This is a genomic window from Reyranella sp. (assembly GCF_965228225.1).
Classification (GTDB): Bacteria; Pseudomonadota; Alphaproteobacteria; order Reyranellales; family Reyranellaceae; genus Reyranella.
Map to the genome: position 1 here is coordinate 3534546 of NZ_OZ245801.1, position 25293 is coordinate 3559838.

The 25293-nt window shown below is 66.6% G+C and carries 29 protein-coding genes; 15 read left to right on the forward strand and 14 right to left on the reverse strand.

Annotated features, from left to right (window positions below; genetic code table 11):
* Positions 1-9: 9 nt before the first annotated feature.
* The 10 genes from ACO07K_RS17105 to coxB all read right to left on the reverse strand — a co-directional run bounded on the left by ACO07K_RS17105 (position 10) and on the right by coxB (position 8033).
* Positions 10-261: a DUF1272 domain-containing protein gene (locus ACO07K_RS17105; protein ID WP_304857017.1), complete on the reverse strand. Its 252-nt coding sequence runs from the start codon at positions 259-261 to the stop codon at positions 10-12.
* A 9-nt stretch (positions 262-270) separates the two neighbouring features.
* Complete coding sequence (locus ACO07K_RS17110; RefSeq protein ID WP_422029860.1) at positions 271-1773, reverse strand: carboxypeptidase M32; 1503 nt, start codon at positions 1771-1773, stop codon at positions 271-273.
* On the reverse strand, positions 1770-2507 hold the full coding sequence (locus ACO07K_RS17115) for an SURF1 family protein (RefSeq protein WP_422029862.1): 738 nt from the start codon (positions 2505-2507) through the stop codon (positions 1770-1772). Before ACO07K_RS17115 ends, ACO07K_RS17110 begins: the two co-directional genes overlap by 4 nt.
* Before the next feature lie 10 nt (positions 2508-2517).
* Positions 2518-2880, reverse strand: a complete 363-nt coding sequence (locus ACO07K_RS17120) for a DUF983 domain-containing protein (protein ID WP_422029864.1) — start codon at positions 2878-2880, stop codon at positions 2518-2520.
* A gap of 66 nt (positions 2881-2946) precedes the next feature.
* Complete coding sequence (locus ACO07K_RS17125) at positions 2947-3819, reverse strand: cytochrome c oxidase subunit 3 (protein WP_422029866.1); 873 nt, start codon at positions 3817-3819, stop codon at positions 2947-2949.
* Between the two features lie 2 nt (positions 3820-3821).
* Positions 3822-4424, reverse strand: a complete 603-nt coding sequence (locus ACO07K_RS17130) for a cytochrome c oxidase assembly protein (protein ID WP_422029868.1) — start codon at positions 4422-4424, stop codon at positions 3822-3824.
* Positions 4421-4561 carry a hypothetical protein gene (locus ACO07K_RS17135; RefSeq protein WP_422029870.1) on the reverse strand — a complete coding sequence of 47 codons (141 nt, stop codon included), beginning with the start codon at positions 4559-4561 and terminating at the stop codon, positions 4421-4423. The genes ACO07K_RS17130 and ACO07K_RS17135 overlap by 4 nt, the downstream gene beginning before the upstream one ends.
* A gap of 8 nt (positions 4562-4569) precedes the next feature.
* Positions 4570-5502 (reverse strand): heme o synthase, encoded by a 933-nt coding sequence (gene cyoE, locus ACO07K_RS17140; protein WP_422029872.1) that lies wholly within the window; start codon positions 5500-5502, stop codon positions 4570-4572.
* A gap of 48 nt (positions 5503-5550) precedes the next feature.
* A complete protein-coding gene (gene ctaD, locus ACO07K_RS17145) occupies positions 5551-7185 on the reverse strand; it encodes a cytochrome c oxidase subunit I (protein WP_422029874.1) in 1635 nt (544 codons plus the stop codon).
* Positions 7186-7208: 23 nt separating this feature from the next.
* On the reverse strand, positions 7209-8033 hold the full coding sequence (gene coxB / locus ACO07K_RS17150; RefSeq protein ID WP_422029876.1) for a cytochrome c oxidase subunit II: 825 nt from the start codon (positions 8031-8033) through the stop codon (positions 7209-7211).
* 343 nt (positions 8034-8376) lie between these two features.
* On the opposite strand from coxB, the gene ACO07K_RS17155 reads away from it, so the two are divergent.
* A complete protein-coding gene (locus ACO07K_RS17155) occupies positions 8377-8922 on the forward strand; it encodes a peptidylprolyl isomerase (RefSeq protein ID WP_422029878.1) in 546 nt (181 codons plus the stop codon).
* A gap of 24 nt (positions 8923-8946) precedes the next feature.
* Here ACO07K_RS17155 and ACO07K_RS17160 read toward each other — a convergent pair whose 3' ends face one another.
* Complete coding sequence (locus ACO07K_RS17160) at positions 8947-9321, reverse strand: nuclear transport factor 2 family protein (protein ID WP_422029880.1); 375 nt, start codon at positions 9319-9321, stop codon at positions 8947-8949.
* A gap of 16 nt (positions 9322-9337) precedes the next feature.
* Positions 9338-10327, reverse strand: a complete 990-nt coding sequence (locus tag ACO07K_RS17165; RefSeq protein ID WP_422029882.1) for a zinc-dependent alcohol dehydrogenase family protein — start codon at positions 10325-10327, stop codon at positions 9338-9340.
* 83 nt (positions 10328-10410) lie between these two features.
* Here ACO07K_RS17165 and ACO07K_RS17170 point away from each other — a divergent pair, with 83 nt between their 5' ends.
* The 3 genes from ACO07K_RS17170 to ACO07K_RS17180 are packed head-to-tail and all read left to right on the forward strand — an operon-like array spanning position 10411 to position 13616.
* Complete coding sequence (locus tag ACO07K_RS17170; RefSeq protein ID WP_422029884.1) at positions 10411-11847, forward strand: circularly permuted type 2 ATP-grasp protein; 1437 nt, start codon at positions 10411-10413, stop codon at positions 11845-11847.
* Positions 11848-11856: 9 nt separating this feature from the next.
* Positions 11857-12789, forward strand: a complete 933-nt coding sequence (locus ACO07K_RS17175; RefSeq protein WP_422029886.1) for an alpha-E domain-containing protein — start codon at positions 11857-11859, stop codon at positions 12787-12789.
* 8 nt (positions 12790-12797) lie between these two features.
* Complete coding sequence (locus ACO07K_RS17180) at positions 12798-13616, forward strand: transglutaminase family protein (RefSeq protein ID WP_422029888.1); 819 nt, start codon at positions 12798-12800, stop codon at positions 13614-13616.
* On the opposite strand, the gene ACO07K_RS17185 is transcribed toward ACO07K_RS17180, so the two are convergent.
* Positions 13613-14119 carry a hypothetical protein gene (locus ACO07K_RS17185; RefSeq protein ID WP_422029890.1) on the reverse strand — a complete coding sequence of 169 codons (507 nt, stop codon included), beginning with the start codon at positions 14117-14119 and terminating at the stop codon, positions 13613-13615. The genes ACO07K_RS17180 and ACO07K_RS17185 overlap by 4 nt on opposite strands.
* A 137-nt stretch (positions 14120-14256) precedes the next feature.
* Here ACO07K_RS17185 and ACO07K_RS17190 point away from each other — a divergent pair, with 137 nt between their 5' ends.
* From ACO07K_RS17190 to ACO07K_RS17240, 11 genes are all read left to right on the forward strand, one after another.
* On the forward strand, positions 14257-15459 hold the full coding sequence (locus tag ACO07K_RS17190) for a pyridoxal phosphate-dependent aminotransferase (RefSeq protein ID WP_422029892.1): 1203 nt from the start codon (positions 14257-14259) through the stop codon (positions 15457-15459).
* Positions 15460-15630: 171 nt separating this feature from the next.
* On the forward strand, positions 15631-17706 hold the full coding sequence (locus ACO07K_RS17195) for an elongation factor G (RefSeq protein WP_422029894.1): 2076 nt from the start codon (positions 15631-15633) through the stop codon (positions 17704-17706).
* Between the two features lie 112 nt (positions 17707-17818).
* A complete protein-coding gene (locus tag ACO07K_RS17200) occupies positions 17819-17941 on the forward strand; it encodes a hypothetical protein (protein ID WP_422029896.1) in 123 nt (40 codons plus the stop codon).
* A 66-nt stretch (positions 17942-18007) separates the two neighbouring features.
* The gene (locus ACO07K_RS17205) at positions 18008-18253 is read left to right on the forward strand and encodes a hypothetical protein (protein WP_422029898.1); all 246 of its coding nucleotides are present in this window, start codon (positions 18008-18010) and stop codon (positions 18251-18253) included.
* Positions 18254-18322: 69 nt separating this feature from the next.
* A complete protein-coding gene (locus ACO07K_RS17210; protein WP_422029900.1) occupies positions 18323-18760 on the forward strand; it encodes a hypothetical protein in 438 nt (145 codons plus the stop codon).
* A gap of 90 nt (positions 18761-18850) precedes the next feature.
* Complete coding sequence (gene msrP, locus ACO07K_RS17215; RefSeq protein WP_422029902.1) at positions 18851-19813, forward strand: protein-methionine-sulfoxide reductase catalytic subunit MsrP; 963 nt, start codon at positions 18851-18853, stop codon at positions 19811-19813.
* A gap of 72 nt (positions 19814-19885) precedes the next feature.
* Positions 19886-20857: a Bug family tripartite tricarboxylate transporter substrate binding protein gene (locus ACO07K_RS17220; RefSeq protein WP_422029904.1), complete on the forward strand. Its 972-nt coding sequence runs from the start codon at positions 19886-19888 to the stop codon at positions 20855-20857.
* A 5-nt stretch (positions 20858-20862) separates the two neighbouring features.
* Positions 20863-21624: an enoyl-CoA hydratase/isomerase family protein gene (locus ACO07K_RS17225; protein WP_422029906.1), complete on the forward strand. Its 762-nt coding sequence runs from the start codon at positions 20863-20865 to the stop codon at positions 21622-21624.
* A gap of 2 nt (positions 21625-21626) precedes the next feature.
* Entirely contained in the window at positions 21627-21965 is a 339-nt protein-coding gene (locus ACO07K_RS17230; protein ID WP_422029908.1) for a DUF7508 domain-containing protein, read from the forward strand.
* Positions 21966-22093: 128 nt separating this feature from the next.
* On the forward strand, positions 22094-23260 hold the full coding sequence (locus ACO07K_RS17235) for an acyl-CoA dehydrogenase family protein (RefSeq protein ID WP_422029909.1): 1167 nt from the start codon (positions 22094-22096) through the stop codon (positions 23258-23260).
* Positions 23257-24384 (forward strand): CaiB/BaiF CoA transferase family protein, encoded by a 1128-nt coding sequence (locus tag ACO07K_RS17240; protein WP_422029911.1) that lies wholly within the window; start codon positions 23257-23259, stop codon positions 24382-24384. The genes ACO07K_RS17235 and ACO07K_RS17240 overlap by 4 nt, the downstream gene beginning before the upstream one ends.
* Here the strand turns inward: ACO07K_RS17240 and ACO07K_RS17245 are convergent.
* Entirely contained in the window at positions 24381-25259 is an 879-nt protein-coding gene (locus tag ACO07K_RS17245) for a DUF6492 family protein (RefSeq protein WP_422029913.1), read from the reverse strand. The two genes, ACO07K_RS17240 and ACO07K_RS17245, sit on opposite strands and share 4 nt — an antisense overlap.
* Positions 25260-25293: the final 34 nt, after the last annotated feature.

Consider the following 25293-nt stretch of genomic DNA (forward strand, 5'->3'; position numbering starts at 1 on the left):
TTCCTCCGGCTAGGCGACCTGCCGACAGGCCTCGTGGTCCTTGCGGACCCGCTTGGTGGAGGCCGGGAACTTGGCCAGTGCCCTCTCGGGGCGGGTCGGGCGCTTGACCAGATCGCCGCCGCAGTTCGGGCAATGGCCGCCCAGGCGGGTTTGCGCGCAGTCGGCGCAGAATGTGCACTCGAAGGTGCAGATCAGGGCGTCGGACGCGCCGTTGGGCAGGTCCTTGTCGCAGCATTCGCAGTTCGGACGAAGGTCGAGCATGGGTCCCTCTTACGCCTGCAGGTAGCGGCTTTCCAGATGGGCTTTGAACGCCGCGGCGCCCAGAGGCGCTCCGGTCGCTTCCGTCAGGATCTCGTCAGTCGTCGCGATCGAGCCCTTGCCGTGTACATTGGTGCGCAGCCAGCCCAGCAGCGGGGCGAAATCGCCCTGCCCGATGGCGTCCATGAGGCCGGGATGGGCGCGGCGGGCGGCGGCAAAGAGCTGGGCCGCGGCCAGCGCCCCCAGCGTATAGGTCGGGAAATAGCCCCACCCCCCGTCCGGCCAATGGATGTCCTGCAGGCAACCCATCGAATCGTCCGGCGGCACGATGCCGAGCAGTTCCCGCATGCCATCGTTCCACGCGCCCGGCAGATCGGCCAGCGCGAGGTCGCCCGCCAGCATCGCCCGCTCCAGCCGGTAGCGCAGCATGATGTGCAGCGGATAGGTGACCTCGTCGGCATCGACGCGGATGAAGCCCGGAGCCACGCGCGTGTAGAGCCGATGGACGTTCGCTTCGGTCCAGGCCGGCCCGTCCTTGCCGAAGGCGGCGCGCATGCGCGGCGCCGCGAAGGCGAGAAACGCGTCGCTGCGGCAGGCCTGCATCTCCATCAGCAGCGACTGGCTCTCGTGCAGGGTCATGCCGCGCGCGTGGCCGACCGGCTGGCGGCGCCAGGCCCTGGGCAGGCCCGCCTCATAGAGACCGTGACCGGTTTCGTGCAGCACCCCCATCAGGGAACGGGCGAAGTCCGCCTCGTCGTAGCGCGTGGTGATGCGCACATCGTCAGAGGTCCCGCCGGTGAAGGGATGCGCCGATACGTCGAGCCTGCCGTGATGGAAGTCGAAGCCGATCCGGCGGATCAGCTCCTCGCCCAGCCGGCGCTGCGCCTCGACGGGAAACGGCCCCTCGAGCGGCAGGGGCTCGGGCCGGCTCCTCTGGCGCTCGAGCACACGGCCCAGGAGGCCGGGCAGAAACCCGCGCAACTCGTCGAACAGCGCGTCGATGCGCGCCGAGCGGCCACCGGGTTCGAACTCGTCGAGCAGCGCGTCGTACGGCGAGGTGCCCAGCGCGGCGGCCTTGGCCTCGCCGACGCGCCGCATGATGTTCAGCACCTCGGTGAGGGTCGGCAGCAGCGACTTGAAGTCGGCATTCTTTCTCGCGGAGCGCCAGGCGTGCTCGCAGGCCGAACAGGCCCGCGTGCGGGCCTCCACCAGGTCGGAGGGCAGCGCGCTCTCGTGCACCCAGGACCGCCGCATCTCGCGCAGGTTGGCGGCCTGCCAGGGATCGAGCGCCCCGCGGCCCTGCTCGGCGCGCGCCAGGAGATCGGGCATCTCGGGCGCCGAAATGATCTCGTGGGCGATGACGCCCAGGGTCGCGAGCTGGTCGGCGCGGTCCTCGGTGGCCCCGTCCGGCATCATCGTCGAACGGTCCCAGTTCAGGATCGCCGAGGCGCGGCCGAGGGCGCTCAGCCGCGCGAAGCGGCGCTCCAGCTCGGCATAGGGATCGTTGGCGATCATGTGCTCTTCTTGCGCCCGTTGATCTCCAGCCGGCCGTTCTCCCAATGATAGGCGAGATAGACGCCGGCCAGCGCCAGAGCGATCAGGAACCAGGTGATGGCGTACTGCAGATGGTCGTTGGGAATCTCGAGCCGCGTCTGGCCGCCCACCGGCACGCCCCCCGGATTGGGCGTGGAGTCGGACTCGAGGAAGAACGTGTCCAGCTTGGGATCCGGCGGAGCGCCCGCCATTTTGCGCATCAGCGGCACGTCGGCCTGAAACCAGACGTTCTTCTCCGGCACGTTCTCGGGCGCGAAGCGCGCCCGGATCTGCGATCGGCGCACCAGACCTGTGAGTTCGACGCGGCCTGACGGCTGGGCCGCGGCCTGTGTCGCGGCGGCGCGGTCGGGGACCCAGCCGCGATCGAACAGGACGATCCGGCCATCATCGGTCTTCAGCGGGACGATGACCTGCAGGCCGACCTTGTTCTTCAGGCTGCGTGCGGCCAGGAAGAACTCGTGGCCATGCTCGAAAGTGCCGCTGACCTTCACGCGCCCGTATTCGTGGCGCAGCGGAATGCCGCTCAGCAGCTGGTCGAGCGTCATCGGCGGCGCCGCCTGGTTGGCGGCGATGCGATCGATGATGTCGCGTTTCCACTCGCGACGCTCCATCTGCCAGAAGCCGAGGCTCAGCGAGAGGACCAGAATGGGCAGCGAGACGAGCGTGGGCCAGAGAGCGGGCCTCAGCCGGATCATGGTGTCTCCTCTACTCGTCGAGTTCGGTCGTGCGATGGGCGAACTGCTGGGCGACCAGCAGCGCCTTGAGGAAGCGCAGCATCCCGACCGCCAGCCCGAAGGTGAGCGGCAGCCAGATGACGACGTGCAGCCACCACGGTGGCTCGTAGCGGAACTCCACCCAGAAAACGAGAATCATGATGATGGCGCCGAGTCCCAGGATGACGAACACCGCCGGCCCATCGCCCGCATCGTTGCCGCGCAGGTCGAGGCCGCATGTCTCACAGCGATCCACGACGTTCAGCAGGCCGGCGAACAGCCGCCCCTTGCCGCAGCGGGGGCAGGCGCCGCGCAGGGCGACGTCGAAGGGCGATTGCCGTGGCCAGTCGGACAAGGGTGTCTCCCAAAGACGAACCGCCGGGGAGCACCCGGCGGTTCCAAGATAGACGGTATGGCTGCCTCAGTGCAGGGCGATCGGCGCCTTGCCCGCGCCCCACCAGTAGATGCAGAAGAACAGGAACAGCCAGACCACGTCGACGAAGTGCCAGTACCAGGCAGCCGCCTCGAAGCCGAAATGCTGCTTGGGCTTGAACTGGCCCTTTGCGGCGCGGATCAGGCAGACGATCAGGAAGATGGTGCCGACCAGCACGTGGAAGCCATGGAAGCCCGTCGCCATGAAGAAGGTCGACGTATAGATGTCCTGGCTGAACGTGAACGGCGCGTGAAGGTATTCGTAGGCCTGGACGCCCGTGAAGATCATGCCGAGGAGAACGGTGCACAGCAGGCCGCGGACGGCGTCCTTCTGGTTGCCCTCGATGATGGAGTGATGCGCCCAGGTCGCGGTGGTGCCGGACAGCAGCAGGATCAACGTGTTCATCAGCGGCAGGTCGAACGGCGCGATGATGCTGATGCCCTTCGGCGGCCAGATGCCGCCGGTCGCCTCGGCGCGGACCGGCATGTTCGGTGCGCCGGGATAGAGGGCCGCGTCGAAGAAGGCCCAGAAGAAGGCCGCGAAGAACAGCACTTCCGAGGCGATGAACAGGATCATGCCGTAGCGCAGGCCCAGCTGGACCACAGCCGTATGATAGACGCGCGACTCGGCGATGACGTCGGACCACCACCAGTACATGACGCCCAGCACCAGAAGCAGGCCGGGGGCCAGCCCCCACCAGTGCACGGCCTTCATGAAGGTGCCGACGCCCGGTCCCAGCATGTCCGGATGCAGCGCGAAGCCGAAGCCGAGCGCCAGCACCAGGGCCGCGAACGAGCCCAAGGCCGGCCACGGGCTGGGGTCGACCAGATGATAGGGATGCTTCGGAGTACCGCCGGCCATGTTCATCCACCCTTTCCGATATCGTTGCCGGGCAAGCCGCCCAGCAATGTCCTGGCCCGTTCCGTCTTCGCCTCGAAGAATGTGTACGAGAGCGTGATGGTCCGGATGTTGTCGTAGCGCCGATCCTTGTCCATGTCGGGATCGACGAAGAAGATCACGGGCATGTCCACCGACTGCCCGGGCAGCAGCAACTGCTCGGTGAAGCAGAAGCACTGGAGCTTGTTGAACCAGCCGCCCGCCGTCTCAGGCGTGACATTGTAGGTCGAGGTGCCGACGGCCGGGCGCTGCGAGAGGTTGGTCACGCGGTAATGGGCGAGATATTCCTCGCCCAGCCGGACCGTGACCTCGCGCTGCAGCGGCTGGAATTTCCAGGGCAGCGACGTGTCGACGTTGGAATCGAAGCGCACCTTGACCGTGCGGTCGAGAATCGGGCGGTCACCGGACTGCGCCACGACGGGCGTGCCGCCGAAGCCGGTGGTACGGCAGAACAGGTCGTAGAGCGGCGCCGAGGCATAGGCGAAGCCGCCCATGCCGGCCGTCACGAGGAACAGTCGTCGCGCCAGCCGCTTGTTCTTGGCGGCGGTGTCGGGCGTGTCGTCCGTCATCCGTAGCCTCCCATGCGCACGATGGTCAGGGTGAAGAACAGGACAGCGAGCAACACGAGGAAACCCGCGATGAACAGGTTTTTGCCGCGCTGGCGGCGGTGCATGTCGGTATCGCCCGGTCGACGGTCCTGTGCCATGGCCGCGCTCATCCCGCGATCCGGCTCACGACCAGATCGACCGGCAGGGCCGCGAACAGGACGGCGAGATAGATCAGCGAATAGCGGAACATCTTGCGCGCGGCGCCGAAGGCGGTTTCGTCGTCCGCCGTCCGCCAGACCGCAACCGCGTGGCCGATGAAACCGAGGCTGAGCGCCAGGGCGACCGAGCCGTAGACCCAGCCCACGGCACCCAGCAGCGTCGGCGCAAGCGCGACGGGCAGCAGCAGCAGCGTGTAGATCACCATCTGGCGCTTGGTCTCGCGCGGCCCGGCCACCACCGGCAGCATCGGCACGCCGGCCCGGCGATAGTCTTCGCTGCGATAGAGGGCGAGCGCCCAGAAATGCGGCGGGGTCCAGAGAAAGACCAGCAGGAAGAGCGCGATCCCGACGGCGGACACGTCGCCGGTCGCCGCGGCCCAGCCGATCATCGGCGGGAAGGCGCCGGCCGCGCCGCCGATCACGATGTTCTGCGGCGTCCGGCGCTTCAGCCAGATCGTGTAGATGAAGACGTAGAACAGGATCGCCGCCGTGAGCAGCGCCGCCGCCACGAGGTTCGTCGATACCGCCATCAGCAGCACCGAGAAGATCGACAGCAGCACGCCGAGCCCCAGCGCATCGTCCGGCGCGACGCGACCGGCCGGCAGCGGGCGGTTGCGCGTGCGCACCATCAGGGCATCGAGGTCGCGCTCGTACCACATGTTGATGGCACCGGCCGCGCCCGAGCCCAGGGCAATCGCCAGAACCGCCAGCGCCGCCTTGAACGGGTGGATGTGGACCGGTGCGATCACCACGCCGATCCAGCCGGTGAAGACCACCAGCGACATCACGCGCGGCTTCAGCAGATCGATGTAGTCGCGCACGCGCGCAGGCGTCGCGGCTCCCTCGATGCTTCCCGTGAATGTGTGCGCGGTGTCGCTCATAGGCCTTTCAAGGCGAAGGCGCCTTCTTGGGGCGCCTCCGCTCCGTTCCTAGTGGTTCGCCGTGGGGGAGATGTGCGGCAGATCCTCGAACGTGTGGAACGGCGGCGGCGAAGACACCGTCCACTCCAGCGTCGTGGCGCCCTCGCCCCAGTAGTTCGCACCGACCTTGCGGCCGAACATCAGCGTGCCGAAGACCACGAAGACCAGCCAGAACAGGGTCGCGCCGAACGACATGAACGCGCCGATCGAGGACAGGTAGTTCCAGTGCGACATCGCGTCGGGATAGTCGACGTAGTGGCGCGGCATGCCGGCCAGACCCGAGAAGTGCATCGGGAAGAAGGTCAGGTTGACGGCAACGAAGGTGACCCAGAAGTGGATCTGCGCCGCCCATTCCGGATACTGCCGGCCCGACATCTTGCCGATCCAGTAGTAGAAGCCGGCGAACATGCCGAACACCGCACCGAGCGACAGCACGTAGTGGAAGTGCGCGATCACGTAATAGGTGTTGTGCAGCGAGTAGTCGACGCCGGCATTGGCCAGGACGACGCCGGTCACGCCGCCGACGGTGAACAGGAAGATGAAGCCGATCGCCCACAGCATCGGGATCGTCAGCCGGATCGATCCGCCCCACATGGTGGCGATCCAGGAGAAGATCTTCACGCCCGTCGGCACGGCGATCACCATGGTCGCGGCCACGAAGTAGGCACGCGTGTCGACGTCCAGGCCGACGGTGTACATGTGATGCGCCCACACGACGAAGCCGACGACGCCGATCGCGACCATGGCGTAGGCCATTCCGAGGTAGCCGAAGATCGGCTTCTTGGCGAAGGTCGAGATGATGTGGCTGATGATGCCGAAGGCCGGCAGGATCATGATGTAGACTTCGGGGTGACCGAAGAACCAGAACAGGTTCAGGAACAGCGTCGGGTCACCGCCGCCCTCCGGCTTGAAGAACGAGGTGCCGAAGTTGCGGTCGGTCAGCAGCATCGTGATGGCGCCGGCGAGGACCGGCAGCGCCAGCAGCAGCAGGAACGCCGTGACCAGCACCGACCAGGCGAACAGCGGCATGCGATGCAGGGTCATGCCCGGCGCGCGCATGTTCAGGATGGTCGTGATGAAGTTGATCGCACCCAGGATCGACGAGGCACCCGCGATGTGCAGCGAGAAGATCGCCAGATCCATGCCGGCGCCCTGGTTGATCGTGAGCGGCGGATAGATCGTCCAGCCGGTGCCCACGCCACCACCGATCAGGGCCGACATCAGCAGCAGGATGAAGGCCGGCGGCAGCAGCCAGAAGCTGATGTTGTTCATGCGCGGGAACGCCATGTCCGGCGCGCCGATCATGAGGGGCACGAACCAGTTGCCGAAGCCGCCGATCAGGCCCGGCATGACCACGAAGAACACCATGATCAGGCCGTGCGCCGTCACGATCGTGTTCCAGAAGTGGCCGTCCGGCGTGCCGTCCGCGCCGTTGAAGTACTGGACGCCCGGCTGCATCAGCTCGAGGCGCATGTAGACCGAGAAGCCCGCCCCGATCAGCGCCGCGAAGATCGAGAACACAAGGTACATCGTGCCGATGTCCTTGTGGTTGGTGCTGTACAGCCACCGCTTGATGCCGGTGGGAGTGTGGTCGTCATGCCCGTGGGCGTTATGGTCGTGGGCGGCGCCGTGCGCGGTGGCCATTCTTGATCTCCTGCGGAGAGCGCTTAGCGGGTGGCGGGAGTGGGGGCGGCAGACGCGACGTCGGTCGCGGGCGCAAGCCCGGCGGCCTTCTTCTTGTCGGCAACCCATTTGTCGAAATCGGCCTGCGAAACCACGCGGACGCCGATCGGCATGAAGCTGTGGTTCTGACCGCAGATCTGCGAGCACTGACCGAAATACAGGCCCTCTTCCTTGACGCTGATCCAGCCCTCGTTGATGCGGCCCGGAATCACCGTCTTCTTGATGCCGAAGCCGGGAACGGTCCAGCCGTGCATGCTGCCGCCCTCGGCGGTGCCGACGATGCGGACCACCGTATTGACCGGGATCACCATCTCCTCGTCGACCGCGAGCAGGCGCGGCACCTGCGGCTTGGACTTGGCGCGATCGGCCTCGCTCAGCATGCGGCTCTCGACCGTGAAATCGCCCTGATCGGGGTAATTGTACGACCAGTACCACTGGTGACCGGTGACCTTGATCGTCAGCCCGGCCTCGGTCGCCTTGTCGCTGTAATAGAGCAGGCGGAAGGACGGAATGGCGATCACCACGAGGACCAGGATCGGAATGATCGTCCAGGCGATCTCGAGCAGCGTGTTGTGCGTCACGGTCGTCGGCGTCGGGTTGCGACCGGCGTGGAAACGCCACACGGCGTACACCAGCAGCAACAGCACGAAGACACAGATCAGGGTGATGATGACCAGCAGCAGGTCGTGCAGCGATTCGACCCGTTCCATGATCGGTGTGTAGGGTGGCGGGAAGTTCAGCTGCCAATCATGCGGCACGCCGATAACTTTTTGCGCCTGGGCCGGCGCGGCAATACCGAATCCGGCCATTGCCGCCAACATCCCAACGACGCCCAATACACGCTTAACGACCATGCATCCGTCCCCTCGGCGGTTAAGATCCGGCAGGTTTTCCGACCCGCAAAATCCCCCGCATTTCAAACGGGTTAGTACCAGATATAGCCGTGGGTGGTAACGGGTTTTCACCCCTGGTCGGTATGTGGCGGCCAGTCGCAGCCGCGGCGCTGGCCGGGAAAAAGAGCCGTCCGGGCGGCGCCGGCCCGCCCCTGCCATGCGCGGCACCCGCCCCGAAGTTGCCGCTTGTCTTTCGGAGACCGGTCATTAAGGTCCCGCCGGCCGCGGCAGGACCGCGGAATCGCCTAAGGAAATCGTCATGCGGCTCGCCTTTCTGACGCCCGTCCTTGCCGTCATTCTCATGTTCGCAGGAGCAGCCTCCGCCATGGATAAGGAAAATACCCTCTACATCGACCTCAAGGATGGTCGCGTCGTCATCGAGATGCGCCCCGACCTCGCCCCCACCCACGTCGCCCAGATCAAGAAGCTGGCGCGCGAGGGCAAGTACGACGGCGTCGTCTTCCACCGCGTGATCGACGGCTTCATGGCCCAGACCGGCGACCCGACGGGCACCGGCACCGGCGGCATGGGCGAGACGCTCAAGGCCGAGTTTTCGAAGGAGCCGCACAGCCGCGGCTCGGTCTCGATGGCCCGTACCAACGATCCGAACAGCGCCCGCAGCCAGTTCTTCATCGTCTTCAAGGACTCGAACTTCCTCGACGGCCAATACACCGTCTGGGGCAAGGTCACGTCCGGCATGGAGTTCGTGGACAAGATCAAGAAGGGCGCGCCGGGCTCGGGCGCCGTGTCCGCCCCGGCGGACAAGATGATCAAGGTCCAGGTCGCGGCGGACGCGAAGAGCTAGGCTCCTCGCGCCCCGCTCATTCGTCTACTTGGTAACGGTGTGGAAGGCCTTGGCAATGACCTGCCAACGGCCTTCTACTTTTAGAAGCGTCAGATAGTCCGTGAAGTAGCGCGGCGGGATCTGGCACTCGACCTTGGCGAAGGCCGTCGCCGGGCCGGAGAAGTCGATCGACACGATGCGGTCGCGCCGCTCGCTGCCGCTGTCCCTGGCCGACTTGCGGCTCTCGACCATCTTGAACCAGTCGGCGCGCGGCATGTCCGCGGCGTTGCCGTCGGGCCCTGCACTGTACAGGTGCGAAGCGGGATGGAAGGCCTCGCCCAGCTTCTTCGTGTCGCCCTCGTACAGGCCGTCGAAATAGACCTGAAGCACCTTCTCGATCGCCGCGACGTCGGAACTCATCTCGCTTCTCCCTCTTTCAAATCGCGCCGTTGGGCGCCACCAGGATCTTGCCGTTGCGCCCGCCTCTGTCGGCATGCGCCAGCGCTTCCTTGATCTTCTCGATCGGATAGACGCTGTCCACAGGGGCGTAAAGCGTACCGGCCACCACTTGCGCCGCCAGTTCCGCATAGATTTCCCGGATCTTCGCCGCGTCGCGCCGGGCGAGGCCACGGCCCAGCATGAACCCCGTCAGCTTGATTCCGCGGTAGATCAGATTGCTGCGCCCCACCCTGGGATCCTCGCCGCTCATCGAGCCGTAATGCACGACGGTGCCCTCGGTCGCGACGCAGTCGACGATGCGCCCCGTGGCCGCGCCGCCGATCGCCTCGATGCCCAGCCGGATCGCGGCATGGCCAGTCGCTCCGCCGACGCGCTCCGCGAGATCGTCGCCATCGAGCAGCACGACGTCGGCGCCCAGCGCCCTCAGCTCGTCTGCGAGCTCTGCCCGGCGCACGACGTTGACCGTGCGCAGCCCGCGCTGATGCGCCTGCACGATCAGCAGCCGCCCGACCGCCGAATTGGCCACGTTCTGGATCACCCACTCGCCGGCCGCCAGATCGACGAAGTCCGACAGCATGAGCCGCGCCGTCGGCGGGTTGATTCGCACCATCGCCGCCTGCCGCAGATCGATACCGGCCGGCAGCGGGATCGCGTCGTCGCCCTTCACCCGGCGCTTCTGCGTCCAGTTCTCGCGCTGCAGGTTGATCACGAGGTCCCCCGCCTTGACGTGCTTCACGGCCGATCCGACCGCCGAGACGCGACCGACGCATTCGGCGCCGGGCGTGGCGGGCAGCGGCGGCTTCAGCCGGTAGCTTCCCTTGCAGAACCACATGTCGGCGGGATTGATCGGGAAGGCCAGCACGTCGAAGACGACCTCGTCGGCCGCCGGCTCGCCCACGTCGGGGACTTCGGCGCAGCGCGCCACGTCCCACGGAGTCCCGTACCGATCGATCAGCACCTGCTTCATGCCGCGCCTCCTCCGCTCGTCACAGGCACTTTGTTGGCCCGTCGATTGCTTATATGGTGCTTTGACAGGGGGTGAAATGCCGGATGGCCGCCAAGGTATTCGATGAGATGAATTCGGGCACCGACGGCTCGGTCCGCGTGCCCTATCGCGGCGTCGCCGACTGGCTGGCCCGGACTTCACCCGAACGGTTGGAGGCGACACGAAGAGAGGTCGACCTCTTCTACCGGCGGCACGGCATCACCTTTGGCGCCTACGGCGCGGCCGAAGGGTCCGAGACGACGATCCCGTTCGACATCATCCCGCGGGTCATCGCGTACGACGAGTGGCAGTTCCTGCACAAGGGCCTGACGCAGCGCGTGCGCGCCCTCAACGCCTTCCTGAGCGACGCCTATGGCCAGCGCGAAATATGCCGCGCCGGCATCATCCCCGAAGAGCAGATCCTGATGAACGGCGAGTTCGTCGCCATGGCCCAGGGGCTGCAACTTCCCGGCGGCGTGCATGCCCATATTGCCGGCATCGACCTCGTTCGTGTCGGCGAGAAGGACTTCTACGTCCTCGAGGACAATGTCCGCACGCCGTCCGGCGTGTCCTACGTCCTCGAGAATCGCGAAGTGATGATGCGGCTGGCGCCCGAACTGTTCGCCGCGATGAGCGTCCTGCCGGTCGCCGACTATTCCGAGGAACTGTTGGCGACGCTGCGGTCCGTGTCGTTCAGCGACGGGCACGAGCCAAACGTTGTGCTGCTCACCCCCGGTCACTACAACAGCGCCTATTTCGAGCACGCCTTCCTCGCCGACGAAATGGGCATCGAGCTGGTCAAGGGCTCCGACCTGTTCGTCGACGAAAGCCGGGTCTACATGCGCACGCCGCGTGGACCGCAGCGGGTCGACGTCATCTACCGCCGGGTCGACGATGCCTATCTCGACCCGCTGGCGATGCGTCCGGATTCCTTCCTCGGGGTGGCCGGCCTGCTCGGCGCCCTGCGTGCCGGGCGCGTGAACATCGTCAACGCGCTGGGCAACGGCGTCGCCGACGACAAGTCGACCTACACCTACGTGCCCGAAATGGTGCGCTTCTATCTCGGCGAGGAGCCGATCCTGCAGAACGTGCCGACCTGGCGCTGCGACCGCGCCGACGACTACAAGTACGTGCTCGAGCATCTCTCCGAGATCGTGGTGAAGGAAGTGCACGGCTCGGGAGGCAAGGGCATGCTGGTCGGTCCGACCTCGAGCAAGGCCGAAATCGAGGAATTCGCGGCGCTCCTGAAGGCACGTCCCGACAACTACATCGCCCAGCCGACGCTGGCGCTCTCGACCTGCCCCACCTTCGTGAGCCGGGGCGTGGCGCCGCGGCACGTCGACCTGCGCCCCTTCGTGCTCTCGGGCAAGAAGATCACGATCGTGCCCGGCGGCCTGACGCGCGTCGCGCTCAAGGAAGGCTCCCTGGTCGTCAATTCGAGCCAGGGCGGCGGGACCAAGGACACCTGGGTCCTGGCGCCCGACCAGGCGGACGACAGGTAGGCCCCCACGATGCTGAGCAGTACCGCCAAGAATCTCTACTGGATGGGTCGTTACCTGCAGCGCGCCAAGTCGACGGCGCGGCTGATCGAGGCGACCCAGCGCATGGCCCTTCAGTCGCGCGGCGAGGAAGCCGCCGGCGTGGCTGCGATCTTCGGCATGGAGGACGAATTCCGCCAGAGCCAGGCCCAGGGCGAACGTCTCGCCAGCCTGATCGACTTCCTGGTGATCGACGAGAACAACCCCTCCTCCATCGTCAATACGATCGGCGCGGCGCGGCGCAACGCCCGCGAGGAACGCAACAACATCACGGTCGACGTCTGGGAGAGCCTGAACGCGCTGTGGCTGGAACTCAGCGGCCGCCTGCGCGGCGACCGGGCCGCGCTCGATCGCGGGGCGCTGATCGAGTCGGTGAAGAAGCAGGCGGTGATGATCTTCGGCGCGGCGCAAGTGACGCTGCTGCGCGACGAGGCCAACAACTTCCTGCAGCTCGGTGCCTTCATCGAGCGCGCCGACAATACCGGCCGCATCCTCGACGTGAAGTTCCACCTGCTGCGGCCCGACGGCAATCCCAGTGCCGAGGGGCTCGACTACTTCGCCTGGTCGGAACTCCTGGCCTGCGTCGGTGCCGTGCGCACCTACCGGCGCATCTACCGCAGCTCGCTCAACCCCATGAAGGTGGCGGAGCTGATGATGCTGCGGCGCGACGTGCCGCGCTCGGTGCACCACTGCCTCTGGATGGTCGACCTCAACATGCGCGAGCTGGCGGATGCCTATGGCACGCGCGGCGAGGCGGACCGGCTGGCCGGCGAGCTGCATGCGAGGTTGCGCTACGCCCGGATCGACAAGGTCTTCGAGATCGGCCTTGCCCGCTTCCTGGGCGAGCTGCGCGGCGACATCGGCACCTTGTCGGACGAAATCGGCCGACAGTTCCTCCTGGATTGAGCTGACCCATGCGCTTCTCCGTCCACCACGCCACCCGCTTTCAGTTCGACCAACCGTCCGGACATTCGATCCACGACGTGCGCCTCACGCCCAAGCCCGCGGCGGCGCAACGTATCGTGTCGTGGCACATCGACGGCCCCGGCAAGAAGTCGGAATGGAAGGACGGCCACGGCAACCAGGTCACGACCTTCTCGGTCGCCCAGCAGCACGACAGCGTCGAGATCGTCGTGCAGGGGGTGTACGAATACAGCGGCACCGACCAGTGGCTGCGCTATGTCGAGGAGCCGACCCTGCCGGCGCCCTTCTGGCTGCGCAACACGGGCCTCGCGCGACACGATGCGAGTTTCGATCCGGTGATCGAAGGGCTGGCGGACCGCGTCGCCGATCCCACGCAGCGGGTCGCCGTCCTGCATGAGCTGATGGAGCGGATTTCTTCGCGCGTGGCCTACAAGACCGGCGTCTCGACCGTCGACACCACCGCCGTCGAGGCGCTGACCCGAGGCGCGGGTGTGGCGCAGGACGAGGCCCACATCTTCATCGCCTGCTGCCGCCGACTGGGCGTGCCCGCACGCTATGTCAGCGGCTATCTCCGCAACGACGATCCCGAACTTCATGTCGGCCGCACCAGCCATTCCTGGGCGGAAGCCTGGGTTCCGGGACTGGAATGGGTCGGCTTCGATCCGGCCAACGGCATCAGCCCGCGGGGTGACAGCCTGCGGGTCGCCGTGGGCCTCGACTACCGCGACGCGGCGCCGGTCAGCGGACGCCGTGTTGGCTTCGGCGACGCGAAGATGGTCGTGGACTGCTCCGTCCGCCTGATCGACTAGACGATCTCTTCCCGGTCGGTCTTGCGGCGCCAGAGCGTGGCGATCAGCACGAAGACATGTCGTAGCTGGATGGCCGCACCGATGGAGATGAGAATGACCGAAACCGTCAGGAGCGCGTGTTCGTAGCCGACCGTGTTCACGATGCGGTCCGGCAGGCTGATCATCGCCACCGCGATTTCGGCGAACAGGCCGAGGACGAGTTGGGCGACCCCGTACTCGTGGCACATCTCGTCGATCCGAACCTGTCGCTCCTCGTCGGGGCCGCCGGACACGCCGAACCGCCTGCGGATGACCGCCCGCTCCTCCAGCGCCACCCCCCAGCCGATCATGATCAGGGCGATGGTGGAGGCGATGGTGACGGGCTCATGGGTATCGCTGTGCCGGTTCACGCTCTGCACGATGTCGATGATCGACAGCACCATCGGGAACAGGATCATCACGTCGACCGCCGCGATGAAGACCGGAGAGATGAGGAACCGCAACGGCACGAACAGGAACTTCATCTCGACCGTTACCCCTCATTGCCCTAGCGCGGGTACGGCCCGCCCGACGATAAATACGGGTCGTCTCCTTGCGGAAACCCGGCGTCGCGACTAGCTTCGCGCCGCTCATAAAAATGCCTAAAGGAGGCATATTCGTCATGGCTTTCATCGCCGATCGTCTCAGCCGCATCAAGCCGTCTCCGACCAATGCCGCGCAGGGCAAGTTCCTGGAGATGAAAGCGGCGGGCAAAGACGTGATCGGCCTGGCCGCCGGCGAGCCGGACATGCCGACGCCGGACCACATCAAGGAAGCGGCGATCCAGGCGATCCGCAACAACGACACAAAGTACACCGCGGTGCCCGGTACGCCGGCGCTGCGCCAGGCGATCGTCGCCAAGATGAAGCGCGACCATGGCCTCGACTACAAGCCGAGCCAGACCGTCGTCACCTCGGGCGGCAAGCAGATCATCTTCAACGCCATGCTGGCGACGCTGAACCCGGGCGACGAGGTCATCGTGCCGGCGCCGTACTGGGTCTCGTATCCGGAGATGGTGATGTTCGGCGACGGCACGCCCGTGATCGTGCAGTGCAGGGAGGAGAACGGCTTCAAGCTGACGCCGGAAGATCTCGACCGCGCCATCACGCCCAAGACCAAGTGGATCATCCTGAACTCGCCCAGCAACCCGACGGGTGCCGCCTACACCAAGGCCGATCTCCGCGCCCTGTGCGACGTCCTGCTGAAGCATCCGCACGTCTACATCCTCACCGACGACATGTACGAGAAGCTCGTCTACGACGACTTCGTGTTCTCGACGCCGGCGGAGGTCGAGCCGCGCCTCTACGACCGCACGTTGACGATGAATGGCGTGTCGAAGGCCTACAGCATGACCGGCTGGCGCATCGGCTACGCGGCCGGGCCGCAGGACCTGATCAACGCCATGATCACCGTGCAGTCGCAGAGCACCTCGAACGCCAGCTCGATCAGCCAGGCCGCCGCCGTGGCCGCGCTCAACGGTCCGACCGACTTCATTCCGAAGAACGTCGCGATCTTCAAGCAGCGCCGCGACCTGATCGTGTCGATGCTGAACCAGAGCAACGGCATCAAGTGCCCGCGTCCCGAGGGCGCCTTCTACGTCTACCCGTCCTGCGCCGGCCTGATCGGCAAGAAGACGCCCGACGGCAAGGTGATCAAGGACGATACCGACTTCGTGAACTACCTGCTCGAAGCCGAGGGTCTTTCCGTGGTTCAGGGCTCGGCCTTCGGCCAGGGCCCCGCCTTCCGCATCTCCTACGCCACGGCGACGGAGCTGCTCGAGGAAGCCGGCCGCCGCATCCAGCGGGCCTGCGCCGCGCTTTCGTAAGGACTGCTGACCTAATTCATCCCCGCCCGGTGTTTGACTCGTCCGGGCGGGGATGAAACGATTTTCATGACAAGTGGGCTTCGCTCCGGCTGATCGTTCGGAAGCGTAACGTCTATTCCGAGACCTCCGTCCGGAGCTTCTGCGCTTTCTGCGAAGAAGGAGGACGTTGTCATGGCCGAATTCAAGACGGAGACCATCACCGGCGGCAGACCAGGCAGCGGCGCGCATCGCGTGGTGGCGCTGTGCGGGCCGTACCTGTCGGGCAAGACCAGCCTGCTCGAAAGCATTCTCTACGCGACCGGCGCCATCGGCCGGCGCGGCTCGACACGCGCCGGTACATCGATCGGCGATGGGGCCGCCGAAGCGCGCAAGCGCAACATGGGCACGGAAATCAACGTGGCCTCCGTCGACTATCTCGGCGACCAGTGGACCTTCCTCGATGTGCCGGGCTCGATCGAATTCCAGCACGACGCCTTTGCGGGCCTCGCGGTGTGCGATGCCGCGGTGCTGGTCTGCGAGCCGTCCGTCGAACGGGTGATGGCGCTGACGCCGCTCCTCAAGTTCATCGAGGACCGGCACATTCCGCATGTCATCTTCGTCAACAAGATCGATTCGGCCGAGGTCCGCGTCCGAGACCTTCTGTCGGCCCTGCAGTCGGTGTCCCGGCGCAGGCTCGTGCTGCGGCAGGTGCCGATCCGCCGCGCCGCCGCCGACGGCAGCGAGGAGACGGTGGGCTATGTCGATCTCGTGAGCGAGCGGGCCTACCGCTACCGCAGCAGCGGCGCGTCCGACCTGATCGAAATGCCGGCCGAGGTGTTGCCGCGCGAGGCCGAGGCGCGGCGAGACATGCTCGAGACGCTCTCGGAGTTCGACGACGCACTGCTGGAACAGCTCATCGAGGACATCGCGCCGGAGAAGTCGCTCATCTACCGCGACCTGCACGACGAGTTCTGCACCGACAAGATCGTGCCGGTGCTGCTCGGCGCCGGCGACCGGGAGAACGGCGTGCGGCGCCTGCTGAAGGCGCTGCGCCACGACACCCCCTTCGTCGCGGAGACGGCGCGGCGCCGGGCACTGCCGTCAGACGGCGCTCCCGTGGCGGAATGTTTCAAGGTCCTGCACCAGAGCCACGCCGGAAAGCTCTCGCTCTGTCGCATCTGGGCCGGCACGCTGGCCGAAGGCCAGTCGGTCGGCGGACAGCGGATCGGCTCGATCCTGCGACCGTTCGGGCAGAGGCTCGACAAGATCGCCGAGGCCCGCGCCGGCGAGATCGTGGCCCTGGCCAAGGTCGAGGCCCTGTCGTCGGGCCAGGTCCTCGGTCCCGCGGCCATCGCCGCCTCAACGGATTTCCCGACCGCGGACGCTTCCGTATTCGGCCTGGCCCTCTCGGCCCGCAACCGCAACGACGAGGTGAAACTCTCGGGCGCTCTCCATAAGATCGTCGAGGAAGATCCGTCGCTCTCCTTCGAGCAGCGCGGCGAGACGCACGAACTGCTGCTGCGCGGCCAGGGCGAGATGCATCTCAAGGTCGCCGTCGACAAGCTCGCCGGCCGCTACAACGTCGCCGTCGAGACGACGACGCCGCGGGTCGCCTATCGCGAGACCATCGAGGCCGGCACGCAGCAGCATGCCCGCTACAAGCGCCAGACCGGTGGCCATGGCCAGTTCGCCGACATCAAGGTCGAGATCAAGCCATTGCCGCACGGGTCGGGCTTTCGCTTCGTCGACCGGATCGTGGGCGGCGTGGTGCCGCGCAATTTCATCCCGGCGGTAGAGGAAGGATTGCGCGAGTCCCTGAAGGACGGACCGCTCGGGCAGCCGGTCGTCGATCTCGAGGCGACGCTGTTCGACGGCCAGTACCATGCCGTCGACAGCTCCGAGATGTCGTTCAAGATGGCCGCGCGCATCGCCATGAGCGAGGCCTTGCCCAAGTGCAGGCCGGTCCTGCTCGAGCCCATTCTCCGGGTCACGGTGGCCGGACCGGCCGAGTCGACCCCGCGGCTGCAGCGGCTGATATCGGGCCGACGCGGGCAGCTCCTCGGCTACGACGCCCGACCGGACTGGCCCGGGTGGGACGAGGTCTCGGCGCTCGTGCCCGAAGCGGAGATCGCCGACATGATCGTAGAGATCCGATCCGTCACCCAGGGCATCGGCACCTTCCGGGCGGAGTTCGACCATCTGCAGGGGCTGGGCGGCCGCACCGCCGAACGCATCGTCGAGGAGACGCGAAGGCGCCAGGCCGCCTGAGCAGGGCCTCCGCTCCTGTCACAAGGCGGTGAGGCCGGACCGACGGCGCTTCTCCCCCGCGGCCCGGCCTCTCATATTCGCTCCGTGGAATGGTTCCACGGGAGCAATGTTCATGTTCAACAGAAGGTCTCTGATGATGGGTGGCCTGGCGACGGCCGCCGCATCGTCACTGACCCGCGTCGCGAATGCCCAGTCTGGGCGCCCGACGCTGGTGTTCGTCGGCCACGAACTTTGAGGCGGCTGCAAGATCTGGCGTGCCCAGTCCGAGCCTGATTTCCTCAAGTCGGCCGCTTTCAAGAAGATGGACTATCAGGTCGTCCATCCGGCCAATGCCGACCTCGTGATGGTGGAAGCGAGCTGGCCGGCGCCGGCGAGACCCATCCGGGCTGCCTTCCTCGCCAGCGACGAAGGCAAGAAGAGCCCCAACGCGACGCCGCGCTTCATCCTGTTCCAGGATGGCAAGATCCTGCTCACCGTCACCGGCAACGGCGGCTGGAAGGACAGGATGTGGCCGATGATCCAGGACGTGACCGCCACCAAGGCGTAGTTCCCGGCCGGCCGGCGATACAGCATATTGTCCTCGTGGGACCGCTCCACGAGGGGGAGACGTAGGCTGATGGTCAAGAGACGTAGCGTGCTGGCGGCCGGCCTGACGCTGGCTGGTGCGCCGATATTGGCGCGAGCCGCGGCCGCCCAGGGCACCGCCAGGCCGATCCTGGTCTTTGCCGGCGACGAGACTTCGGAGGCCTGCAAGATCTGGCGCGCCCAGTGGGAGCCACTGTTCAAGCAGGCCCCGGTCTTCCAGAAGCTCGACTATCGGGTGGTCTTCACGAAGACACCGGCGCTTCTCCTGAAGCCCGCGAGCTGGCCCACCGACCTGCGCTGGGTGCTCGACGCCTTCCTGATGAGCCAGGTCGGGATCGAACAGGGCGCCGAGACGCCTCGTTTCTTCCTCATTCAGGGAGGACAGATCACCTTCACCGCCGTGGGCAACAGTGCGTGGCGGGATGTCATGTGGCCGACCCTGCTCGACGTGACCAACGCGCAGCCCTAGGGCGGCGTCACGGCCGAGTGAGCAGGGTTGATTTGCGGCCGCCCCGCGCCGGGCTCATCTAGGCGGACGGCGTAAAGAGGAGTTCAAGCGATGCTGATCAAGCGCACGAAAGGCTGGGAGATTCCGGAGTCGAAGGCGACATCGGAAAGCCACTACCTCGACCGGCGGTCGATGGTGCGCGCCATGGGCTTCGGGGCGGCGTCGCTCGCCCTGCCCGGGCAGCTCATGGCGCAGGACAAGTCGGCCGATCCGTCCGCCCGTCTCTATCCGGCGCGGCGCAACGACAGATACGGTGTCCCCACCCCCATGACGGCGGAGCGGCTGGCGACGACCTACAACAACTTCTACGAATTCGGCACCGACAAGAGCATCTGGCGCGACGCCCAGAAGCTCGAGGTGCGTCCGTGGACCATCAAGGTCGGCGGCATGGTCGAGAAGCCCTTCGAAATCGGCATCGACGACCTGCTGGCGAAGGTGCAGCTCGAGGAGCGCGTCTATCGCCACCGCTGCGTCGAGACCTGGTCGATGATCGTGCCCTGGACCGGCTTCCCGGTGCGCTCGCTGGTCGAGGTCTGCAAGCCGCTGGGCAGCGCCAAGTTCATCGTCATGAAGACCCTGTCCAAGCCGTCGGTGATGCGCGAACAGCGCGACCCGCTCTACCCGTGGCCCTACACCGAAGGGCTGGCGATGGACGAGGCGATGAACGACCTCGCCTTCATCGCGACCGGCCTCTACGGCAAGCCGATGCCCAAGCAGAACGGTGCGCCGCTGCGTCTCGTGGCACCCTGGAAGTATGGCTTCAAGAACGTGAAATCGATCGTCAGCGTCGAGTTCACCGACAAGAAGCCCAAGACGTTCTGGGAAGGGCTGCAATCGAGCGAGTACGGATTCTGGGCCAACGTGAATCCCGAGGTCGCCCATCCCCGCTGGAGCCAGGCCACCGAGAAGCCGCTGGGCAGCGAGCAGCGCATCCCGACCCTGCTCTACAACGGCTACGCCGAGTTCGTGGCCGGCCTGTACGCCGACCGCAAGGCGGAAAAGCTCTTCATGTAGGCCGCCCGCCTTTGCCTCGCCGCGCCGGGCCGCTAAAACGGTGCCCGGCCGAACGAGGCCTCGGGAGGAAACGTGAAGCTCAACCGTCGTACGACCCTGGCGGGCGCCGCCGCGCTGGCCGCGGGTTCGCTGTCCAAGGCCGCCTTCGCCCAGGCCTATCCCAACAAGCCGATCAAGATCGTCGTGCCCTTCGCCGCCGGCAGCGCCACCGACCTGACGGCGCGCGGGCTGGGCGCCAAGCTGCAGGAGATCCTGAAGCAGCCGGTCGTCATCGAGAACAAGCCGGGCGCCAGCGGGCAGCTGGGCGCCTCCGCCGTCGCGACCGCCCCGGCCGACGGCTACACGCTGATGATGGGCACGAACACGACGAACGCCGCCAACGGCGCCCTGTTCAAGAAGCTGAGCTACGACATCGAGAAGGACTTCGCGCCGATCATGCGCTGCGTGATGGGCGTCAACGCGCTGGTCGTGAACAACGATCTGCCGGTGAAGAGCACCGCCGAGCTGGTGGAGTACGCCAAGAAGAATCCCGGCAAGCTCAACTACGCCGAAGCCAGCGCCTCGCAGCGCCTGTCGGGCGAGATGTTCAACAAGCTGGCCGGCGTCAAGATGGAGCGGGTGCCCTACAAGGCCAGCCCGCAGGCGCTGGGCGACGTCGCCTCCGGCCAGGTCCAGGTGATGTTCCCCGACCTGCCGCAGGCGCTGACCCAGATCGAGGCCGGCCGCGTGCGCGGGCTCGCGACCACGGGACCCAAGCGCACCACGGTCACGCCCAACCTGCCGGCGATCGCCGAAGCCGTGCCGGGCTACTCGCTGGTCTACTGGCTGGCCGTATTTGCGCCGGCCGCCACGCCCAAGGATGTCCAGAAGGTCCTGGCAGACGCGATCGCCGAGGCGCTGAAGGACCCGGCCACCGCCAAGGCGATGACGCAGGGCCGCATGGAGATCGCCCCGCTCGCCCTCGACGCGTTCGCCGCCTACGTGAAGAGCGAGACGGCCTGGTGGACCACGGAAATCAAGGCGGCCGGCATCGAGCCGGAGTGAGCGCCATGACCAAGGTCATCATCGAGAAGAGCGGCCCGGTCAAAACCATCTGGATGAACCGGCCGGAGAAGCGCAACGCGCTCGACAGCGAGCTGATGCGCGAGATGATCGAAGCGCTCCAGGCGCCCGTCGCCGCCGACGACCGTGTCGTCGTCATCCGTGGCAAGGGCGACGTGTTTTGCGCCGGCCTCGACATGGCGGAGCGGCGCGAGACCATCGGTGGCGGCAGTGCGAGCGGCATCGAGGTGATGCTGCGCGCGGTCGAACTCTGCCCGCTGCCGGTCGTCGCCGTCGTCCACGGCGACGCCATTGCCGGCGGCAACGAGCTGGCGCTCCATTGCGATATCGTCGTGGCGAGCCAGAAGGCGCGGTTCGGCATGTCGCTGGCCCAGGTCGGCCTCGCCCCCAACTGGTTCCTGGCCAAGAAGCTGATGGAAGTGCTGGGTCCGGTCACGACGCGCGAGATGCTGCTGCTGGGCGACCCGCTGCCCTCCACCAAGCTGCATGCGCTGGGCCTGATCGCCCGCTGCGTGCCGCCGGACGAACTCGAAGCCGAGGCGTCCCGGGTCGTCGACCGGCTGGCCGCCAACGCGCCGCTCTCGCTCAAGGCCATGAAGGCGCTCACGGTGAGGCAGCTCGAGTTCCGCGACGGCATCGAGCACGGCGACGTCGACGCGCTCGTGCAGGCCGCGATGAAGAGCCAGGACGCGCAGGAAGGCATGAAGGCGCGGCTGGAGAAACGCACCGCGAAGTTCCAGGGGCGCTAGCCATGTCGATCAGGCTCCGCCTCGACAAGCCGTGGCGGCCCCTGACGGCCGAAGAGATCGCCCGCCTGCCGGGCCAGCTCGGCGTCTATCAGGTCGCCGACGCCGCCGGCGTCCTCCTCTTCATCGGCCAGGCCGGTGCGCGCGCGCCGTTCGGGATGCGCAGCGAGCTGCAGCGCGAGCTCGCCGAACGGGGCCCGGGCCACCAGTTCCGCATCGAGGTGAACCAGCAGTATCGCACGCGCTGGTTCGAGCTGCTGATGGTGCACCAGGCCGACCATGGCCGCCTGCCGCCCGACAACGCCAAGAACCCGCCCCAGCTGGGACGGTTGAGCCCGAATTAGCATCCCTCCCCATTCAAATGGGGAGGTGGCCGAAGGCCGGAGGGGTCATAGGTCAACGCCGCCGCTTCCTGACCCCTCCGCCCCTTCGGGGCACCTCCCCATCTGAATGGGGAGGAGAAAGGATTGTGATGGATTTCGAGCCCTCCGCAGAACAGCAGATGCTGATCGACCAGGTCCGCCGCTTCGTGCGCGAGGAGATCATCCCGCTCGAAGCCAAGCTCGATCCCGACGCCTCCGAACTCGATCCCGCCGATCATGCGCGGCTGGTCGAGAAGACCAAGGCGATGGGCCTGTTCGGCATCGACATTCCCAAGGAATATGGCGGTCCCGACATCGACATCGTGACCCGCGTCCTGCTGGCCATCGAGATGGCCCAGCATCGCGCCGGCCTCTACGTGCCCTGCTACGGCACCTTCGGCGGCGCCGGCCTGGCGCAGATCTTCGAGGCCAACGACGACCAGAAGGAGCGCTATCTCTATCCGACGCTGCGCGGCGAGAAGAAGGCGTTCTTCGGCCTCACCGAGCCGTCCGGCGGCAGCGATCCGGCGCGCGCGATCCAGACGAAAGCCGAACGCAAGGACAATGGCTGGGTCCTGAACGGCGCCAAGATCTTCATTTCCAACGCCGATCGCGCGCAGTACGGCATCGTCTTCGCCCGGACCGATGCCTCCCGGGGGCGCGCCGGCATCACCTGCTTCATCATCGACAGCGACACGCCGGGCTTCCACGTGCGCAGGGTCGTGCACACGCTGCGCTCCTCGCATTATGCGACCGAGCTCGAGTTCAAGGATTGCTGGGTCAGCGACCACCAGGTGCTGGGCGAGGTGAACAAGGGCTTCGCCGTCGCCAACGATCGGCTGACGCGCCAGCGCATCCCCTATGCCGCGGGCTGCATCGGCGTCGCGATCGCCGCGCACGAAATGGCGATCGAATGGGCCAAGATGCGCTCGACCTTCGGCGAGAAGCTCGCCAACCGCCAGGCCGTTCAGTGGATGCTGGTAGACAACGAGATCGACATCCGCACGGCGAGGCACTTCACCCTGGAGGCGGCGGAGAAGGCGCACCGCGGCCTGCCCTTCAAGATCGAAGCCTCGATCGCCAAGCTCACCGCGTCGGAAGGCGGCGGCCGCGTGGTCGACCGCTCGATGCAGATCCATGGCGGCATGGGCATGACCAAGGACCTGCCGCTGGAGCGCTGGTACCGCGAGATGCGAATCCGCCGGGTCGGCGAGGGCCCGAGCGAGGTGCAGCGCATGGTGATCGCGCGCGAGATCCTGGGGAGCAATCTGCGATGAGTACAGCGTCGGGCCCGCTCGCGGGCCTCAAGGTCGTCGAGTTCGGCCAGAACCTGGCCGGCCCCTATTGCGGCCAGATCCTGGCTTTCCTCGGCGCCGAGGTGGTCAAGGTCGAGCGGCCCGAGGGCGACGACGCGCGCAAGTGGGGGCCTCCCTTCGTCGAAGGCGATGCGACGGGCTTCATCGCCCTGAACCGCGGCAAGAAGTCGATCACCTGCGACCTCGGCGATCCGGCGCAGCGCGCGGCGCTGATCGAACGCATCGGCGCGGCCGACATCTTCGTGCACAACCTCCGCGCCGACGTCCCGGCCAAGTTCGGCTTCGACGGCGCCACGCTCACCAAACGATTCCCCCGCCTGATCTATGCCGACCTCGGCGCCTTCGGCCATGCCGGCCCCTGGAAGGACCGGCCCGGCTACGAGCCGATCATCCAGGCCGTCGCCGGGCTGATCTCGCTCAACGGCGACCCGACCGGCCCCGAGGCGCGCATCGGCGTCTCGATCATCGACCTGTCGACCGGCATGTGGACCGCGATCGGCGTGCTGGCGGCACTGGCCAGGCGCACGGCAACGGGCGAAGGCAGCCTGGTGAACACGTCATTGTTCGAAAGCGGGCTGATGTGGGCCTCCAACCATGTCGCCGGCTGGTCGGTGACCGGCAGGATGCCGCCGCGCCAGGGAACGGGCCATCCGTCGCTGACGCCCTACCAGGCCTTCGAATGCAGCGACGGGCCGCTGATGATCTGCCCCGGCAACGACCGTCTGTGGCGCAAGTTCGCCGAGGCGCTGGGCCATCCCGAGTGGCCGGACGAGGAGCGTTTCAGGACCAACGTGCAGCGCGCGGAGCGGCGCGAACTGCTGCTGGGCATGATCGCCGACATCATGAAGGAGCATCCCCGCGCCCATTGGGCCGCGAAGCTCGATGCGCTGGGCGTGCCCAACGGACCGCTGAACACGGTGCCGCAGGTAATGGAGCTGGCGCAGGTCGCGGCGCTGGCGATGTTCATGCAGCCTTACGCCGGATCGAATGCCCTGTTCCATGGCCTTCCGCTGAGCCTGGACGGCAAGCGGGCCGGCGGCATGGAAACCGCGCCGAAAATCGGCGAGCACAACGGGAAGATCTAGCCGACGAAGCTCAAGCAGTAGTCGCGCACCTGCTGCAGCGGGATGCGCGCGTGGCTCTGCACGATGATGAACTTGCCGCCGGGGTCGGTGCCGTTGGGCAGCCGAACCAGCCGCTCGAAATCGTCGGCACCCCAGACGCAGGACCGTTCGGAGAAGAGCTGGACGTCGGACGTGTAACAGGTGTCCCACTCGGCGTGATAGTCGTAGAGCGTCCCGTTGATCTCAGCCGTGCTGGTGTACAGCGAATACTCGGTCCACGGCACCTGCAGCGGCTTACGGGCCTTCCACAGCAGCAGGGACGTCATCGCGCTCATCCGCGGACCGCGCAGCCGTTCCAGGGTCTGCCGCGCCAGGTCGCCGTGCAGGATGTTCGGCGTCACCGAGAGGCCATGCGATCGCGTATCGTAGGGAATGCCGACCACCTCCGCGGCGCTCTGCCACCAGTCGTGATGCTGCTTGGGCTCCCATCGCGACAGGGCCCGGTCGTATTGCACGAAAGTTCGCGAATCGAAGTCCCCAACACAGCAGACATCCGAATCGAGCGTGAAGAAGCCGCCGAAGCCCAGCACCGCGGGAACGTGCAATTTTACGATCTGTTGCCGGTACCAGCCGGTCATCCAGTAGAAGGAGCTGAAGGCCCGGAAGAAGTCGCCCTCCCGGCGCACGGTCACTTCGATATTGGGGAAGCGCGGCAGATTGGAGCGCAACAGGTCGGCGTCGCGGTCAGGGGCGATGATCAGGAGCTCGAACGGCTTGCTGTCCCGCCAGTGCTTGGCCAGCGATTCGATCAGAAGTCCGGCACGCTCCAGATCGCCCAGGCGCTTGATGTTGCGCAGGGCGAGCGGAAGGATTCCTTGTCTGATCTCTGAAAACATAGGGCGCTGTACTCTCCTCACTATATATGGGCAT

Excerpts from the sequence above, each read along its gene's own strand:
- ACO07K_RS17105 (WP_304857017.1), bottom strand. The coding sequence starts at position 261 with ATGCTCGACCTTCGTCCGAACTGCGAATGCTGCGACAAGGACCTGCCC.
- ACO07K_RS17110 (WP_422029860.1), bottom strand. The coding sequence starts at position 1,773 with ATGATCGCCAACGATCCCTATGCCGAGCTGGAGCGCCGCTTCGCGCGG.
- ACO07K_RS17115 (WP_422029862.1), bottom strand. The coding sequence starts at position 2,507 with ATGATCCGGCTGAGGCCCGCTCTCTGGCCCACGCTCGTCTCGCTGCCC.
- ACO07K_RS17125 (WP_422029866.1), bottom strand. The coding sequence starts at position 3,819 with ATGGCCGGCGGTACTCCGAAGCATCCCTATCATCTGGTCGACCCCAGC.
- ACO07K_RS17130 (WP_422029868.1), bottom strand. The coding sequence starts at position 4,424 with ATGACGGACGACACGCCCGACACCGCCGCCAAGAACAAGCGGCTGGCG.
- ACO07K_RS17135 (WP_422029870.1), bottom strand. The coding sequence starts at position 4,561 with ATGGCACAGGACCGTCGACCGGGCGATACCGACATGCACCGCCGCCAG.
- cyoE (WP_422029872.1), bottom strand. The coding sequence starts at position 5,502 with ATGAGCGACACCGCGCACACATTCACGGGAAGCATCGAGGGAGCCGCG.
- ctaD (WP_422029874.1), bottom strand. The coding sequence starts at position 7,185 with ATGGCCACCGCGCACGGCGCCGCCCACGACCATAACGCCCACGGGCAT.
- coxB (WP_422029876.1), bottom strand. The coding sequence starts at position 8,033 with ATGGCCGGATTCGGTATTGCCGCGCCGGCCCAGGCGCAAAAAGTTATC.
- ACO07K_RS17155 (WP_422029878.1), top strand. The coding sequence starts at position 8,377 with ATGCGGCTCGCCTTTCTGACGCCCGTCCTTGCCGTCATTCTCATGTTC.
- ACO07K_RS17160 (WP_422029880.1), bottom strand. The coding sequence starts at position 9,321 with ATGAGTTCCGACGTCGCGGCGATCGAGAAGGTGCTTCAGGTCTATTTC.
- ACO07K_RS17165 (WP_422029882.1), bottom strand. The coding sequence starts at position 10,327 with ATGAAGCAGGTGCTGATCGATCGGTACGGGACTCCGTGGGACGTGGCG.
- ACO07K_RS17170 (WP_422029884.1), top strand. The coding sequence starts at position 10,411 with ATGGCCGCCAAGGTATTCGATGAGATGAATTCGGGCACCGACGGCTCG.
- ACO07K_RS17175 (WP_422029886.1), top strand. The coding sequence starts at position 11,857 with ATGCTGAGCAGTACCGCCAAGAATCTCTACTGGATGGGTCGTTACCTG.
- ACO07K_RS17180 (WP_422029888.1), top strand. The coding sequence starts at position 12,798 with ATGCGCTTCTCCGTCCACCACGCCACCCGCTTTCAGTTCGACCAACCG.
- ACO07K_RS17185 (WP_422029890.1), bottom strand. The coding sequence starts at position 14,119 with ATGAAGTTCCTGTTCGTGCCGTTGCGGTTCCTCATCTCTCCGGTCTTC.
- ACO07K_RS17190 (WP_422029892.1), top strand. The coding sequence starts at position 14,257 with ATGGCTTTCATCGCCGATCGTCTCAGCCGCATCAAGCCGTCTCCGACC.
- ACO07K_RS17195 (WP_422029894.1), top strand. The coding sequence starts at position 15,631 with ATGGCCGAATTCAAGACGGAGACCATCACCGGCGGCAGACCAGGCAGC.
- ACO07K_RS17200 (WP_422029896.1), top strand. The coding sequence starts at position 17,819 with ATGTTCAACAGAAGGTCTCTGATGATGGGTGGCCTGGCGACGGCCGCC.
- ACO07K_RS17205 (WP_422029898.1), top strand. The coding sequence starts at position 18,008 with ATGGACTATCAGGTCGTCCATCCGGCCAATGCCGACCTCGTGATGGTG.
- ACO07K_RS17210 (WP_422029900.1), top strand. The coding sequence starts at position 18,323 with ATGGTCAAGAGACGTAGCGTGCTGGCGGCCGGCCTGACGCTGGCTGGT.
- msrP (WP_422029902.1), top strand. The coding sequence starts at position 18,851 with ATGCTGATCAAGCGCACGAAAGGCTGGGAGATTCCGGAGTCGAAGGCG.
- ACO07K_RS17225 (WP_422029906.1), top strand. The coding sequence starts at position 20,863 with ATGACCAAGGTCATCATCGAGAAGAGCGGCCCGGTCAAAACCATCTGG.
- ACO07K_RS17230 (WP_422029908.1), top strand. The coding sequence starts at position 21,627 with ATGTCGATCAGGCTCCGCCTCGACAAGCCGTGGCGGCCCCTGACGGCC.
- ACO07K_RS17235 (WP_422029909.1), top strand. The coding sequence starts at position 22,094 with ATGGATTTCGAGCCCTCCGCAGAACAGCAGATGCTGATCGACCAGGTC.
- ACO07K_RS17240 (WP_422029911.1), top strand. The coding sequence starts at position 23,257 with ATGAGTACAGCGTCGGGCCCGCTCGCGGGCCTCAAGGTCGTCGAGTTC.
- ACO07K_RS17245 (WP_422029913.1), bottom strand. The coding sequence starts at position 25,259 with ATGTTTTCAGAGATCAGACAAGGAATCCTTCCGCTCGCCCTGCGCAAC.